Source organism: Flexivirga sp. G2 (assembly GCF_055397625.1).
Map to the genome: position 1 here is coordinate 2,512,768 of NZ_AP039675.1, position 15,356 is coordinate 2,528,123.

Consider the following 15,356-nt stretch of genomic DNA (forward strand, 5'->3'; position numbering starts at 1 on the left):
GCGACAAAGTCGCATCTCGCGAACGAATCCCGTCCGAAAGGCTAGGCCTCGCCTGCCCGATCAGCCCGGACCAGTACGAACTTCGCGTCCCTGCCGATTGTGCCGGGTCCGTTTGCTCGCTCGAATCCCGTTGCGAATCAGCGGGATCAGCGCACGCGGCGATGCGTTCATGAATGCTCCAGACCACACCCCGAGCCCATAGGCGAGGTCGTCGAGTGTGCGAAGGCCGACGAAGCGCACCGGGTCGAGTGCCGGTCGCTTCTGGCGGTATTCGGCCAGGCCGGACAGGACTACCGAGGCCACATACGCACGACGAGCACGCTTGGAGAACGGCAGCAGCGCCAGGGTCACGGGGATGTAGTGGCGCGTGACGGTCGCGGCGGTCTGCTGCAGCGTGGCGCGCATCGCGACCTTCGTCAGGGCGGTTGCAGAGCCCGAAGGGTCGTCGGCGAACGCGAATCGCTTCCTCAGCCCGAACCACAGCGCCGCGCTCGCGCCGGCGATCACCAGTGGACTCCAACGGCGTTGCGCAAGGAGACCCACAGTCACGATCGCCGTCCACGGCGTCAGCACCACCGGTGCGACCGCCGATCCGTGTCGTATGGCGAGCGGCGCCGCGCCGGTGCCGTAGAGCAGCTTCCGCCCGAACCACTCGCCGAACCTCGTGCGGTGTTCGTGCCGCACCTGCACGGCCGGGTCGTACCGGACCGCCCACTCGGGGGCGAGCCGCCAGACCAGATCGACATCCTCGGCGACCTGCATGGACTCGTCAAAACCGTTCCCCAGTGCGGACTTCCGCGCCAGCAACATCGCACTCGGGACGTAGGAAACCCGTGCGTGCGGCCGCACCAGCGCCGGCTGGTCGCCCAGATCGAGCGATGAGCACGCGGCCTCGTAGCGGTGCAGCGGTCCGCCGTCCTCCACCAGTCCGAGGATCCGCGGGGCGACCACCGCGACGTGCGGGTCCATGAAGTGACGCCGCAACTGTGCGAGCGTGCCCACGTCGAGCACGACATCGGAGTCGACGAACGCCACGAGCTCGGTCTCGACCCGAGCCAGCCCGTCGTTACGGGCGGCGGCAGGCCCGCGGGACCGCTCGTGCCGGCACAATCGCGCCGCGTGCCGCTCACAGACCGCACGCAGCGCGGCCGGGTCGAGCGAGCCGTCGTCGACGACGACGGCGCGGACACCGACGCAGTTCGCCAGCAACCGATCCACCGCAGCCGCCCGGTCACGCACCGGTATGACGAGCGTGATGTCGTCCGTGCGGAAGGGCGGCACCGAGTCGGGCCATCGCGGCTCGGCCATCCCGCGGTCCAGGAGGAGTCTTGCCAGCGTGCGGGACGTCGGGTCCTCGACACGCAAAACACCGTTGGCATCGATGCGCTCGACCGCCGCCGGGCGTAGCCGGAGGAGGGTACCGGCGTCGCCGTACAACGTGCGGCCGTCGGTGCACCGATGGGTCCATGCACCGAGCTTGACCTCGAAACCATCTGGCAATCGGTCGGATTCAGACACGACCGAGTCCTGCATCGGCCGGCAGGATCGCCCCGTGCAGCACCGGCCCGGCACCGAGCGCGAACACCACGACGTGCGCCAGTTCCTCGGGTCGGAGCGGCCGCTTTCCGTGCTGGTGCTGCACCAGATCGTGCACGTCGGTCAGCCCGTATGCCGCCGCGGTCTGCCGCAGCATCGTCGTGTCGGTGGAGCCCGGTGCGACACCACACGCGGTCACGGACGTTCCGACCAGGTCCGAGGCGAGCGCTCGGACGATCCCGGCCGTCGCGTGCTTCGCGACGACGTATGGCGCCAACCCGTAGAGGCCCTTCTCGCCGGCAACGCTGGTCAGCGCCACGAAGGTGGGCAAGGCCTCTGCCGGTCGGGACAAGAGGTGTGGCACGACCGCTCGCGCCAGGTGCCAGGTCGTGAGGGTGTTGAACGCGATCGACTTCTCCAGCGTCTCCTCGTCCGTCTCCCACAACGGTCGACCTCCGGTCACGGCCCCGGCGAACGCGACCGCCGCATCGACGTGACCATGACGCTGGATCACCGACCTGACCGCGGCGATCGTCGCTGCGCCGTCACGCAGGTCCACCGACATCGTCTCGATACCGGAAATACTTTGCAGCGCAACACGATCCGCCTCATCGGCCAACGGATAGAAATCGTCCACCGTGTCGAAGGCGTCCAACACGACGACCCGGTCGCCACGCTCGGCGAGCAACCGTGCAGTCGCCGCGCCCATGCCCCGGCCGCCACCGCCGAGGAGCACCACCCGCGTCATCGGACGGCCGTCGACGCGCGCAGGAACGAGCCGCCTTCGGCGACCGCGCCGTCCTGGATCTGGTCGGCGATGCGAGCGGCGAGTGCGCCGAGCATGCGCTCACCGTCCATCGCCGTCGCGTTGCGCGGATCGCCCAGGACACCATTGGGCGAAACTGCCTCAATCCCAGAGGATTTCATCCTCGGCCACAGTTCGGCCGCAGGAGTGGTGTTGCCGACTGCGGCTCGCTCCAGCTGAACGGACTCTGGCTCGATGGCCAACATCATCGAGGTCTCGGCGTGGCCGGCGTGTGCGTCGAAGTCCTGCTCGGCACACGTCGTCCACGCGACCGTTGGCGCCTCGAACCGCAGCAACCGGACGGCTTCGACCAGCGCACCGACGTTGCCGCCGTGGCCGGACACCAGCACGATCCGGTCGGCCCATCGCCGGGCAGAGCGCACCAGCTCGACGAGGACGTGACGCAACGCGTCCCCGCCGATCGATATCGTCCCCGCGAAGCCTTCGTGCTCGCCGCTCGATCCGTACTCCAGGCACGGCGCCACCGTCGCCGAAACACCTTGCTCGACAAGCTGTTCCGCCACCCGGTGGCACACCTCTCGGGCAATGTGGGAGTCCGTCGACAGCGGCAGGTGTGGCCCGTGCTGCTCCACGCTGCCGAGCGGCACCAGCACCACGCAGGCCTGCGCGGCACCGGCACTCGTCGCATCACCGAGATCGGTCATCCCACCACGAAGTCCCCTGGGTTCACCGGGCTCTCGTCGCACATCGTCGTGGGCGGGCGTCGCCCGATCTTCACGGGCACGGGCGCGTTACGGACCGGGCCCTTGTGTGAGTGATCCTGCGAGGGTGCCGGTCGATCCCCGACGGTCACGAACTCGGCGTTGCCCTTGACACACTCCGGGTCCGGCCCGTCGAGTGGCATACCGGTGAAGAACTTTGCCGCCATACAACCACCGCGGCAGGAGTCGTATGCCGAGCAGGACGAGCACGCACCGCCGGTCTGCGGCTCGCGCAACGACTTGAAGAGTTCGGCTTCGCGCCATACGTGTTGGAAGCCTTCATCGCGGATCGAGCCCGCCAGGAAGTTCTCGTGTATGGCGAACGGGCAGGCATAGACGTCACCCACCGGGTCGACCAGGCAGACGACACGACCGGCACCGCACAGATTGAGGCCCGGCAGTGCGTCGCCGAAGGCGGACAGGTGGAAGAAGGAGTCGCCGGTCAACACCTTCTCGCCATTGGCGACCAGCCAGTCGTAGAGCTCACGCTGCTGGTGCGGCAACGGGTGCAGGTCCTGCCAGACATCCGCGCCACGGCCGGCCGGGCGCAGGCGGGTCAGACGAAGCTGCGCGCCGTGGTCATCGGCGATCTTCTTGAATTCGTCCAGCTGCGAGATGTTTTCGCGCGTGCAGACCACAGACAGCTTGAAGTCCTTCATGCCGGCGTCACGCAGATTGTCCATCGCGCGGATCGCCGCGTCATACGTGCCGGCGCCGCGAATCGGGTCGTTGACCTCCGGTGTCGCGCCGTCCAGCGAGACCTGCACGTCGACATAGTCGGTCGCTGCCAGGCGTTCGGCTCGCTCCTTGGTGATACGAAAACCGTTGGTGGAGAACTTGACTCCGACATGATGCTCAACTGCGTAGTCGAGCAGCTCCCAGAAGTCCGGCCGCACGGTCGGTTCGCCGCCGCCGATGTTGACATAGAAGATCTGCATCCGCTCGAACTCGTCGATCAACGCTTTGCACTCGTCGGTCGACAGCTCCCGCGGATCACGCCGGCCGGACGACGAAAGACAGTGCACGCACGCGAGATTGCAGGCGTAGGTCAGCTCCCAGGTCAAGCAGATCGGCGCATCGAGGCCGTATTCGAAGTGGTCCACCAGCCGGGTCGGTGCGCGGCGCTCAGCCACTGCGGTCATTGTGTGTTCCTCCGAACGATGAGGTGCTGGTCGGCGAGCCGCTCGAGCGCCGCTCGGAAACGAGGACGCTCGCCGTCCGAAATACCCACGGCATCAAGCGTTTCGGCGATATTCGGGTGGTTGCGCAGTTGCCGGACGACGTCAACCAGGGCGGGATCCTTCAGGAAAGACAGGCGTCGTGTCGTGAAGTCGTAGGCGAGGGCGCCGAACGTCTCGGGGCGCAGCGCCACCGAACCGTTCAGCGTCCATGCCTCCTCGAGCATCAGTAGACGCCGCACATTCCGTCGATCGACACGTCCTCGACCAAGTCGTCGGCGACAACCTGGTCCACGTTCGACTCTGCTGGATCCACGGTCTCGCGCTCGATTTCTTCGGTGGCCACGGTGGCTCCTCTCGTCGTGGGTATGACGCAACCCGGCAACGCCGGGACCGCCCGCGCCGGTTCGGGCGCTGGCTCCACGCTATGAAGTCGGCGTCGCACCCCGCACTCACCGCCCGGGCGGCGTACACCTACCCGCTCGGGTAGGCATACGCACCCCACGAAGTTCTCCCGCCCGTTCCTCGCTCCGATACTTCGCGAGGACCCCGCCTACCTGAGCGGGTAGGGCCGCTCCTCCCCGGGAGGCCAGCGAGTGCGGACCGAAAGGGCGGTGACGAGAGGTGCGTCACATTCCTAACGTCGAAAGGTGTCGGCATTCCCCCGATTGCGCACCTGCGCCAATCCCTCACCCAGGAGGACCCATGCAAGTTGATGAGTTGCTGAAGCCGTTCCCGATCAAGGAATTTCACCCGTTCCCGCGCGGGCTGCTCGGCCCGGGCGGCGCCGAGATGATCGGACCGGAAGCCCTCAAGCTCGGCTTCAAGAAGACACTGGTGATGACGACCGGGCTCCGCGGCTCCGACGTGGTGCACAACATCGTCGAGTCTATGAAGTACCACGGGCTGGAGGTTGTGCTCTTCGACAAGGTCGAGTCCAACCCCAAGGACTACAACGTCATGGACGCGGTGTCGCTCTATCAGGACACCAAGTGTGACTCGTTCGTGTCCATCGGTGGTGGCTCGTCGCACGACGCTTGTAAGGGCGCGCGCATCTCCGTCGCGCACGACGGTCGCAACATCAACGAGTTCGAGGGCTTCAACAAGAGTGAGAACCCCAAGAACCCGCCGCACATCGCCGTGTCCACCACGGCCGGCACCGGCTCCGAGACTTCCTGGGCCTACGTCATCACCGACACGACGACGGACCCGAAGAAGCCGCACAAATACGTCGCGTTCGATGACGCAGCGATCACCTCGCTGGCCATCGATGACCCGGTGATGTACTACTCGACGCCGATCGACTTCACCGCTCAGTGCGGATTCGACGTGCTGGCGCACGCTTCCGAGCCGTACACCTCACGGCTGAACTTCCCGCCGTCGTTGGGCAGCGCGTTGCAGGCGATCAAGCTGACCGCGCAGAACCTGCGCGAAGCCACCTGGAACCCACAGGATCTCCCGGGCCGCGAGGGGATGATGTACGCGCAGTACATCGCCGCTCAGGCGTTCAACTCCGGTGGGCTGGGCATCATCCACTCCATCAGCCACGCGGTGTCGGCCTTCTACGACCTGCACCACGGCCTGAACAACGCGATCGCGCTACCGCGCGTCTGGGCGTTCAACATGCCCGTCATGTACAAGCGCTTCGCGGACATCGCCGAGGCGATGGGCGTGGACACGCACGGTATGACGGACGTCCAGGCCGCCGATGCAGCGCTGGCAGCGTCGATCAGGCTGCTCCGCGACGTCGGAATCCCCGAGAAGTTCACCGACGTCACCCAGGACAGCTACGTCAAGAACCGGCTCGGGCAAGGGCCGACGAAGTACTACGAGAACAAGAAGGTCGTCAAGGGCGACAAGGCGGACGTCGACAACATCACCAATCACGTGCTCGGCGACACCTGCACGCCCGGTAACCCGAAGGAGTGCACCTTCGACACGGTTCGCCCGGTGGTCGAGCACTGCTTCAACGGTGACCTGGACGACCTGCTCGGCTGAGCGGTCCATCCCCTGCACACGCTGCCCGCACCGAGGAGAACTCGCGTGCGGGCAGCGCCCTCAATCACCCCCCGTCGAAGGAGAGCACCGTGACGACGCCTGTGAGCCAGAGCACCGAGACCCAGCCGGACGGGATCGATCCCGACTTCGCGAGCGTGGACGATGCCCGCGAGCGATTGCACGGCGTCGGCTATCTCACCGACGACCGACTCGCAACCACCGCCTACCTGCAGACCGCGCTCGGCAAGCCACTCCTGCTCGAGGGACCGGCCGGTGTCGGCAAGACCCAACTCGCCCAGAGCGTCGCGGCGGCAACAGGCCGAAAGCTGTTGCGGCTGCAGTGTTATGAAGGTCAGGACGAGACCAAGGCGCTCTACGAGTGGGACTACGGCAAGCAACTGCTCTACACGCAGATGCTGCGCGAGAAGATCGGCGAGATCATCGCCGACACGACCGACCTGAACGCCGCCGTGGACCGGATCGCGGCTCAGGACAACATCTTCTTCTCCGAGCGTTTCCTCGCGCCACGCCCGTTGCTCGAAGCGGTGCAGTCGACCGAGCCGGTGGTGCTGCTGATCGACGAGGTCGACCGTGCTGACGAAGCACTGGAGGCGGTGCTGCTGGAGTTGCTCGCCGAATTCCAGGTGTCGGTCCCGGAGATCGGCACTTTCATCGCCCAGTCGACCCCGCTGGTGTTGCTGACGTCGAACAACACGCGCGACCTGTCGGCTGCGCTCAAGCGCCGCTGCCTGCACCTCTTCCTCGACTACCCGGACGCGGAGCGCGAGCTGGAGATCATCCGCTCCAAGAACACCGGCCTCGCCGACTCGATCGCCGAGCAACTCGTCGAGGTCGTGCGCACGCTGCGGACACTCGATCTGCGGAAGTCACCGAGTATCTCCGAAACCATCGACTGGGCAAGGACACTCGCCGTTCTCGGGGTGCATGACCTGTCGCCTTCGGTGCTGGCCGACACGTTGAACGTCGTGTTGAAGTACGAACGCGACCTGGCGCTCGCAGCAAGGAACATTCCTCGCCTGCTCGACCCGAACGCGGAAGTTCCGGAGTCGCTCGGTCATGGGCACGGACACGGCCATGGACACAGCCACGGGCACGGCGACACCCACGGTCACGACGACCCGACACCGGACGCGGACGGCGTGCAGGCCCGCGAGGACAAGGACAAACCCGGCCGGCACGACGAGCGCTATTACGGGTCACCGACCGCGAAGGCCGCCGCCCCGCGCAAGGTCCCATCCGGTCAGGGTGAGCGCTCCTTCAATCGTGGAGCGGCCCGCAAGCGGCCGGTCTGAGGCGCGACCGTGGAAAGCACACTGCATCGGTTCATCCGCTTCCTGCGGCTGCACGGGATGCGGCTCAGCGTCGCCGAGGCACTCGACGCCGTGCACGCGGCGGCCCGGCCCGGGATCGCCCTGGACCGGGAGCGGCTGCGTTCCGCGCTGGCCGTCTCGCTGGTCAAGGACCGGCGTGACCTGGAGGTCTTCGACGGCGTGTTCGATCGGTTCTTCCGGCTGCAAGCGGTGGTCCGGGAGGCGACCGAGCACGGGCACGCGCACGACGACCTGAACGACGACGGCGACCTGCAGGAATTCACGCTGTCGGACGACCTGTCGGACACCCCGCAGGACGGTCACTCACACGACGCACCCAAGGACATCAAGGACTACTTCAAGCAGGAGGACCTGGCGCAGCAGTACAACCTGCATCAGGAGGCGAACAAGCTGGACATGGCCTCGATGACCGACGAGATCGTCGTGTCCAAGGACGGCAAAGTGTCAGCGGGAGAGGCGGCGCGGGTGCAGATCACCGCGAACCGGCTCCACAACCCCGGCACCCCCGGTCGGCTGACGAAGAGCGACGGGCTGAAGATCGACGCCGAGTTGTCCGTGGCCGAGGAGATGGCGTTGCTCAGCTGGCTCGGTGAGCCGGACGAGGAGGGCGACGATGAACCCGCGGTCGATCCCGATCTCGCTGCGTTGCGCGAGCGACTGGCGCCCCTGCTCGCCGCCCTGCCCGAGCAATTGCGGCAGCACCTGGAGAGCCTGCTGAACGAACAACCGGACGTCGAGTCGCGCGAGGTGGAGGCCGCCCGCGCCGACGTGATCGAGGAGTCGGAGCGCATCGCGTTCGAGGACTCACTGCGGCGGCTGCTGCACAGCCTGCGTGGCGCACCCCGGCCCCGCCGACACGTGTCGGGCAACGGTGTCATCGACAGCCGGCGCACGATGCGCACCAACATGCGCTATGACGGCATACCGTTCCGTCCGGTGCTCGTCAGCCGCCGCGAGGATCGTCCCCGGCTCGTCATACTCTGCGACGTCTCGCTGTCGGTCCGGGCGACCTCGGCGTTCGCGCTGCACCTCGTGCACAGCCTGCAGTCGATCGCCTCGCAGGTGAGGTCGTTCGTCTTCGTCGATGAATGCGTCGAGATCAGTGCGCTATTCGCCGATCACCATGTGCAACAGGCTCTTTCGCGGATCATGGCGGGCAAGGCAGACGGGGGAAAGATCGACATCGACGCTGATTCGGACTATGGCACCTCCCTGCGGCAGTTCCTCGACGAATACGGCTCGGCCATCAATCACCGCACGACGGTGATCGTCATCGGTGATGGCCGCGGCAACGGCAACGACCCCGCACTCGACACGTTCGCCGAGATCGCCCGACGGGCGCGTTCCGTGGTCTGGCTGACGCCTGAGCCGCGCTATTCGTGGGCGCTCGGGCGATGCGACCTGCCCTTGTATGCCGAGCACTGCGACAAGGTCGAAGTCGTGCGCAATCTGCATCAGCTGCGCGACTTCTCCCATGCGATGACCGAGGGGGCGTTGTGAGCGCCGCACGAAATTTCTCCCCCGCGGAGGACACGCTGTGAGTGGGGTGGACGAGATGGAGCTGGATGCCTATCTGGCGTGCCCCGGCGGGGTCTACCGGAGCGACACCGTCACCGTGCGCCGACGCCCGATTGCCGACCGCCGACGGCTCGGCATCGCCCGCACGGAGCACTTCGACGTGGGTCGCGTGGGCGTCGGCCTGTTGTTGGAGCATGATCTCGGGCCGGAAGAGGTCAGCGACGACATCTCCGGACAGTTGAGCTCGGAGCTCTTCGACGCCGGGTGGATCCGCGGCCCGCGGCTCTTCGAGGAACTGCTCGTCGGCATCGTGCTCACCTGCGCGGACGCACCCCAACAGGCATGGCTGAACTTCTACCGCAACACTATTCGGCAGATCGACGACGAGATCGGCACGCCGAGCGGACGGGGATCGATTGCGGCATACGCACCGGTCCACGCGCACGTCCAACAGGTCGTGCGCGGCTCGTCGGTGCACGAGCTCGGCACCTGCTTCGGCTTCCAGGCCCTGCGCCTCGCCCGGTCCGGACTCGACGTCACCGCCAGCGACCTGTCCGAAGGATCCGTGCACCTGCTGCGGGACATGAGCCACCTGCTCGACCTACCGGTGCACACGCTCGTCGCCGATGCGGCGCGGGTCACCACACCCGGCGACAGTTGTGACACCGTGCTCGCCATACATCTGCTGGAGCACGTGCCGGACGACACGGCGACAGAGATCATCCAGGAGGCCTGCCGGGTCGCCCGCAAGCGGGTCGTCATCGCGGTGCCGTTCGAGGACGAGCCGGCACAGCAATTCGGGCACCTGCGCAGTCTCACCCTCGACGACCTGCGCGGGTGGGCGCGCGTTGCCGCCCCGGACTGGAACTGGCAGGTCTACGAACACCACGGTGGCTGGCTCATCCTGGATAGGACTGAATAACGCGCATTCACAGCAGCTTTCGCTTGCTGGCCTCGTAGACGGCTTCTGCCCGGCTGGACACCTCGAGCTTGCGCAGGATGTTGCCGACGTGGAACTTTGCGGTGGTCTCGCCGACATACAGCCGCTTGCCGATCTCCTTGTTGGACAGTCCTCTTGCCAGATGTCGCAGGACCTCCAGCTCACGCGGCGACAGGCCGGGCGTGGTCTCGGGTGCCGGCGCCTGCATGCTGCGGACCATCGCGGCGGCGCTGCGTGCGTCGAACGCCGACTCGCCCCTGCTCACGTCGTGGATGGCGCGCATCAGCGCATCGGTGTCCACGTCCTTGACGACATACCCCTTCGCGCCGGCCTGAACAGCCTGCTTCACCAGGTCCTCGTTGAGGAATGTCGTCAGCACCAGGATGGCTACCTTCGGGTGCCGATCGGCGATCTCGCGCGCCAGATCCAGACCCTCGGTGTCACTCGAGGTCGACAGCTTGAGATCGAGCAGGAGCACGTCAGGGGTCGCGCGGTCCATCAGCGCGAGGCATTCGCCACTGGACGCCGCCTCGGCGATCACCTTGATCTGGGTGTCCCGCTCGAGGATGGAGCGCAGCCCCTGCCGCACGATCGCATGATCGTCGACGAGCATGACATGGATCTGCGAGTCTGCTGCGGTCATGGCATCTCCTGCGACTGGGTGGGCACCGGCAGCGGCAGGTGAAGCACGATGCGTACGCCGCCCAGGCGTGATCGCCGGAAGGTGAGCGTGCCGCCGAGCGAGTGGATCCGGTCGTCCATGTTCGCCAGCCCACGATGCCGGCCGTCGCCGACCGCACGTTGTTCGAGCCGGAGCATGCGGCGCAACGCCTTCGGGTCGCCGCACCCGTCATCGGAGACTGAAACGGTCAAAGACGTTGGGCGGTAACGCAATCGGACGACCACTCGGGTGGCACGAGCGTGCGCTGCGATGTTGAAGAGAGCCTCGGCGACAGACCGCGCAAGATCCAGACCGGCCGCTGCCGAAATGTCCGTCACCCGGCCTTCCGCAATGACCCGGACGTCCAGCGTCGGTCGGTGGTGCGCGACAACCTGTCCGATCAGTTCCTCCAACGAGGCAGCCGCCTCGCCGATGGGCTGGTCGAGTGCGTAGATCGCGGTCCGCAGCTGCTGCACCGCCGTCTGGGTGAAGGCCTTGGCGCGCGACAGCCGCTCGACCATCTCACCCAGTTGGCGATCCTCCGCCTCCCCGCGGGCGACCTCGACCGCCATACCCGCGGACAGGACGTATTGGGTCACGCTGTCGTGGAGTTCGCGTGCGATGCGGTGGCGTTCGCCGCCGACGATCTCGCGCTGGGTGGCGACCGCCAGCTGCTTCTCAGCCTCCTGCAGTTGGGCCGTGCGCGCGGCCAGATCGCGTGCCTGGAGCTCGGCCGCCCGGTTGAGTCGCTGCGCGCGCCGGTGCAGGGTCACGCCGGCCTGGTACTGCTCGGACGTGTGCAGCGAAACGGCCGCCTGATTCGCCAGGATGCGCAGGACGGCAAGGTCCTCGGGCTCGCGCTCCTCGCCGAGCCCCGGTCGCACCGACAGCGCACCGATTTGGCGACCCTCGAGATTCATCGGCGCGCGCAGCCAGCCGTTTTGCAGGGCGCCCATCGACCGCTCGCCGGAACGGATGACGAGCAGTTCCGCGGCAACGTCTGCCGGTAGGTCGGCGGACTTGTCATGGCTCCTCCCGCCAGGCCCGATCGCCACGAACCGCGGTCGGGCGCCGCGCAGGTGCTCGTCGCTCAGTGCGAGCAAGGCCCAGCGCGCCTCCAGGTGACCGGCCGCGGCGCGGCCCACCTCCTCGAGCACGCCACGAGGCCCCTCGACCGTACGGACCACCACGCTGGATATCCGGTCCATCGCCCGGACCGTGCGTTGCATTCGGCGGCTGGATCGCACGAACGCCGGGTAGTACGAGTTCTTCCCGGTGCGAACGCCGGTCAGCCGGGAGAAGTCGTCGGTCGGGTCGGTGCTCACGGTTTCTGACCAGCGCAAACTCTGGGGCGTGCGGACGAGGAACGAGTCAGCTGGCTCACAAGGCCTCGCGGAAGATGCGGGCGATGTCGGCTGCTTCCGAATGCCTCGGATTGGTGGTGATGCAGGCGTCGTCGAGCGAGTTGCGGGACAGCAGGTCGACGTCGCTCTCAGTCATCCCGATCGCACTGAGCGACCGCGGCACACCGACCGCGTCTGCTAGTTCGCGGACCCGCTCGGCAAGTCGGTCGGCCACTTGATCGCCCGGCTCGCCGACGGCGGCTTCGATGCCGAATCGTGCTGCTATCTCGATGAATCGGTCGGGCGAGCTCTTCGCGTTGTAGCGGATCACGTGCGGCAGGAGGATGCCGTTGATGACACCGTGCGGGGCGTCGAGGAGACCGCCGACCTGGTGACTCATCGCATGTGTCGCGCCGAGGATGGCGTTGCTGAAGGCAAGGCCGGCGTTGAGACTCGCCTGCGCCATACCGACCCGGGACGCGTCGTCGGCCGGATCGTGCACGGTGTGGGTCAGGTGCTGGTTTACCAGTCCGACCGCGCTGAGGGCGTGGACGTCGGCCAGCGGATTGTGGGCGCGAGACACGAACGCTTCGATCCCGTGCGTGAGCGCATCCAAACCCGTTGCGGCGTTGAGCCATTCGGGCATCGTCACAAGGAGTCGCGGGTCGGTGATCGAGATGTCCGGCACCAGCGCGCGGCCCATGATCGTCACCTTCACGTGCCGGGTCGTGTCCGTCACGATGCAGAACTGGCTGACGTCGGCCCCGGTGCCCGATGTCGTGGGGACCATCAGCATCGGCGGAATGCGCTCCTGCACCTGATCGACGCCGCCGTAATCGAGAATCCGGCCGCCGTTGCCGGCCAGGATCGCCACGCCTTTCGCGGCGTCCATGGCCGAGCCTCCACCGATCGCGACGACGACATCGCAGGCCTCTTCGACATACCGGGTGTATGCCGCGGCGATCTCGTGTTCCTTCGGGTTGGGCGTCACGCCGGACACCACGATCGGCGTCAGGCCGGCTTCGTGCAGATGGGTCTCGAGGGCGGACGCCCAGCCGACCTCGATGATGCCTTCGTCGGTGACAACCATCGGGCGACGTGCGCCGAGTCGTAGCGCGCAGTAGCCCGCTTCCGCGAGCGCTCCGGGACCGAAGACGATCTCGGGCGCTTGGAATTTGACCAGGCCGGCGGCGGTCCCGGACACCGGCGCGTCGGCGAAGCTAGCGGTTGTCATGCCCGGCCTCCGTCCTGCGTTGCCGACGATGGCGCCCGTGCCATCCGGAACAGTCAACTCTAGTGCGGTGCGGTGCATTGTTGCTGGACGGCCGCTGGGCGCCGGGGTCGTCACACGGAGGCAAGGGATGCAGCGACTGCACGGTCGAATCCGTCCGGGATCAGCAGGTGCTCCGGCCGCAGTTCGTCGATCGACGCGAGACCCAGGCCGAGCAACGCCGAGTCGATGCCACTGCGAAGCACGTCCAGCACGTTCTCGACACCCGCCTGACCATTGGCCGCCAAGCCCCACAGGTAGGCGCGGCCGATGAGGACCGCGTCGGCGCCGAGGGCGAGAGCCTTCACCACGTCGGAGCCCCGCCGGATGCCGCCGTCCAGCAGCACCGTGATCTGGCCACCCACCGCGTCGCTGACCGGTCGGACCGCCCGGATCGTCGCCGGAGTGCCGTCCAGGTTGTTGCCGCCGTGATTGGACACCGAGATGCCGTCGACACCGGCATCGACGGCACGGCGGGCGTCGTCGACTCGGTAGACGCCCTTGAGAATGAACGGTTTTCCGCTGAGTTGCTTCCACTGAGCAGCCATCCAGGCGACGTCCTCCCACGTCGGGGGCGGCGTCGTCATCCATTCGTAGTAGGCGCCGAAGAAGGTCGGCGCCTCGCCACCGGGAGCCTGCAGATTCGGCGTCGTGAGATCGGGGATCGTGCCGGTCCTGCCGAATTCCCAGAGCCAGTGCGGCTTGGTGGCGACCTTCGGCGCGAAGCGGACGATGGTCTTCAGATCCACCTTCTCCGGGATCTCCGGGCTGCCCCAGTCACGGCCCATCGAGAAGGACCAGTCGAGGGTGGCGATGAGGCCCTGTGCACCTGCGGCGTGGGCACGCTGCATCCGCTGGATCATCACGTCGCGCTGGCCGGTCCAGTACATCTGGAAGAAGGTCGGTGCGCCGGTCGCCGTCACTTCTTCCACCGACTTGCTCGCGAAGTTGGACAGCCCCATGACCGTGCCGCGGCTGGCCGCCGCCTTCGCCACCGCCACCTCACCCTCCGGGTGGACGGCCTGCACTCCGGTGGGGCTGATCAGGACCGGGAGCGTCACTTCTTGGCCGAGCACTGTGCGGCCCATCGAGCGCTCCGGCCGGTGACCGGCGACATGCGGCGCGAGCCCCAGCTCGGTGAAAGCCCGTTGATTGTCCTCGACGGTCTGGCCGCGCTCGGACCCGGCGATCAGGGCGCCATACACGGGAGCGGGCAGTCGTTTACGAGCGCGTTCCTGTGCCACGGCGACCGATTCGAACCAGGGGTTCTGCTTCCAGGGGTTCGCTAGTTTCATCGGTTCATCCTTCGTCGGCGTGCCATGTCGTTTATCGAATGTGATCGGGACCACAATAATGGCACTCAGGGTCAAAATGGAAGAGATGCGGTAATTTGGCAGCCATGACCACGACGTCACCGCGCCCTGGAGTTGGGCGACCCGTCGTGACTTCACATGCCGAGATCGAGCGCGTCGCCTTCCGTCTTTTTGCCGAAAAGGGTTTCGTCGGAACGACTTTGGACGACATAGCGCAGGCGGCCGGCATTGGTCGACGCACACTGCTGCGCTACTACCGATCGAAGAACGACATCCCCTGGGGACAGTTCGACGACACGCTCGACGAGTTCCGCAACACCCTGCACACGTTCGACGACCGCCCGTTGCACGAGGCCGTCCACCTCGCCGTCATCGAGTTCAACAGGTTTCCGGCCGAGGCGATGGCCGAGCACCGCGTCCGGATGCGGCTCATCCTGACGACGCCGGAGCTGCAGGCGCACTCAGTGCTGCGCTACGCCGATTGGCGGCAAGTGATCGCCGAGTATGTCGCGGAGAGAACGGGTTCCGACCCGTCCGCACTGCTGCCGCAGACGGCCAGCCAGGTGGCACTGTCGCTCTCGATGGCTGGGTATGGCGAATGGCTCTCGAACGACGACACGGAACTCTCCACCGTGCTCGAGCAGGCACTGCGGACTCTGCACGGATACCTGGAGGTCTGACTCGCGAGCCAGGAGTCGGTCCCGCCGTCTATCTGCCCGA

At 66.8% G+C, this 15,356-nt stretch carries 15 protein-coding genes; 5 read left to right on the plus strand and 10 right to left on the minus strand.

The genetic code is table 11. The features are described from left to right. Positions 1-60 precede the first annotated feature (60 nt). From mftF to mftA, 6 genes are read right to left on the minus strand one after another with little or no spacing between them, the layout of a single operon-like run. Positions 61-1,518 carry a mycofactocin biosynthesis glycosyltransferase MftF gene (mftF, locus tag ACZ50J_RS12230; protein WP_464297438.1) on the minus strand — a complete coding sequence of 486 codons (1,458 nt, stop codon included), beginning with the start codon at positions 1,516-1,518 and terminating at the stop codon, positions 61-63. Beyond that, complete coding sequence (locus ACZ50J_RS12235; RefSeq protein WP_188838756.1) at positions 1,511-2,284, minus strand: mycofactocin-coupled SDR family oxidoreductase; 774 nt, start codon at positions 2,282-2,284, stop codon at positions 1,511-1,513. Before ACZ50J_RS12235 ends, mftF begins: the two co-directional genes overlap by 8 nt. Further along, on the minus strand, positions 2,281-3,006 hold the full coding sequence (mftE, locus tag ACZ50J_RS12240) for a mycofactocin biosynthesis peptidyl-dipeptidase MftE (RefSeq protein ID WP_464297439.1): 726 nt from the start codon (positions 3,004-3,006) through the stop codon (positions 2,281-2,283). Before mftE ends, ACZ50J_RS12235 begins: the two co-directional genes overlap by 4 nt. Next, positions 3,003-4,205, minus strand: coding sequence for a mycofactocin radical SAM maturase (gene mftC, locus ACZ50J_RS12245; RefSeq protein WP_464297440.1), 1,203 nt, complete (start codon positions 4,203-4,205; stop codon positions 3,003-3,005). Before mftC ends, mftE begins: the two co-directional genes overlap by 4 nt. After that, complete coding sequence (mftB, locus tag ACZ50J_RS12250) at positions 4,202-4,468, minus strand: mycofactocin biosynthesis chaperone MftB (protein WP_188838759.1); 267 nt, start codon at positions 4,466-4,468, stop codon at positions 4,202-4,204. The genes mftC and mftB overlap by 4 nt, the downstream gene beginning before the upstream one ends. Beyond that, positions 4,468-4,587: a mycofactocin precursor MftA gene (gene mftA / locus ACZ50J_RS12255; RefSeq protein ID WP_229749885.1), complete on the minus strand. Its 120-nt coding sequence runs from the start codon at positions 4,585-4,587 to the stop codon at positions 4,468-4,470. The genes mftB and mftA overlap by 1 nt, the downstream gene beginning before the upstream one ends. Positions 4,588-4,946: 359 nt before the next feature. On the opposite strand from mftA, the gene mdo reads away from it, so the two are divergent. The 4 genes from mdo to mftM all read left to right on the plus strand — a co-directional run bounded on the left by mdo (position 4,947) and on the right by mftM (position 10,031). Further along, the gene (mdo, locus tag ACZ50J_RS12260; protein WP_188838760.1) at positions 4,947-6,239 is read left to right on the plus strand and encodes an NDMA-dependent methanol dehydrogenase; all 1,293 of its coding nucleotides are present in this window, start codon (positions 4,947-4,949) and stop codon (positions 6,237-6,239) included. Between the two features lie 89 nt (positions 6,240-6,328). Next, positions 6,329-7,552 (plus strand): AAA family ATPase, encoded by a 1,224-nt coding sequence (locus ACZ50J_RS12265; protein WP_188838761.1) that lies wholly within the window; start codon positions 6,329-6,331, stop codon positions 7,550-7,552. Positions 7,553-7,561: 9 nt separating this feature from the next. After that, on the plus strand, positions 7,562-9,091 hold the full coding sequence (locus ACZ50J_RS12270; RefSeq protein WP_188838762.1) for a VWA domain-containing protein: 1,530 nt from the start codon (positions 7,562-7,564) through the stop codon (positions 9,089-9,091). Between the two features lie 37 nt (positions 9,092-9,128). Beyond that, positions 9,129-10,031 carry a mycofactocin oligosaccharide methyltransferase MftM gene (mftM, locus tag ACZ50J_RS12275; RefSeq protein ID WP_188838763.1) on the plus strand — a complete coding sequence of 301 codons (903 nt, stop codon included), beginning with the start codon at positions 9,129-9,131 and terminating at the stop codon, positions 10,029-10,031. 7 nt (positions 10,032-10,038) lie between these two features. On the opposite strand, the gene ACZ50J_RS12280 is transcribed toward mftM, so the two are convergent. The 4 genes from ACZ50J_RS12280 to mftD form a co-directional block, all read right to left on the minus strand. Then, the gene (locus ACZ50J_RS12280; RefSeq protein ID WP_188838764.1) at positions 10,039-10,692 is read right to left on the minus strand and encodes a MadR family response regulator transcription factor; all 654 of its coding nucleotides are present in this window, start codon (positions 10,690-10,692) and stop codon (positions 10,039-10,041) included. Further along, positions 10,689-12,035 carry a sensor histidine kinase gene (locus tag ACZ50J_RS12285; RefSeq protein WP_464297441.1) on the minus strand — a complete coding sequence of 449 codons (1,347 nt, stop codon included), beginning with the start codon at positions 12,033-12,035 and terminating at the stop codon, positions 10,689-10,691. Before ACZ50J_RS12285 ends, ACZ50J_RS12280 begins: the two co-directional genes overlap by 4 nt. Positions 12,036-12,090: 55 nt before the next feature. Then, a complete protein-coding gene (locus ACZ50J_RS12290; RefSeq protein ID WP_229749886.1) occupies positions 12,091-13,287 on the minus strand; it encodes an iron-containing alcohol dehydrogenase in 1,197 nt (398 codons plus the stop codon). A gap of 110 nt (positions 13,288-13,397) precedes the next feature. Further along, positions 13,398-14,618 carry a pre-mycofactocin synthase MftD gene (gene mftD / locus ACZ50J_RS12295; RefSeq protein WP_188838767.1) on the minus strand — a complete coding sequence of 407 codons (1,221 nt, stop codon included), beginning with the start codon at positions 14,616-14,618 and terminating at the stop codon, positions 13,398-13,400. A 104-nt stretch (positions 14,619-14,722) separates the two neighbouring features. Between mftD and mftR the strand changes: the two genes are divergently transcribed. Then, positions 14,723-15,316: a mycofactocin system transcriptional regulator gene (gene mftR, locus ACZ50J_RS12300; RefSeq protein WP_188838768.1), complete on the plus strand. Its 594-nt coding sequence runs from the start codon at positions 14,723-14,725 to the stop codon at positions 15,314-15,316. Positions 15,317-15,356: the final 40 nt, after the last annotated feature.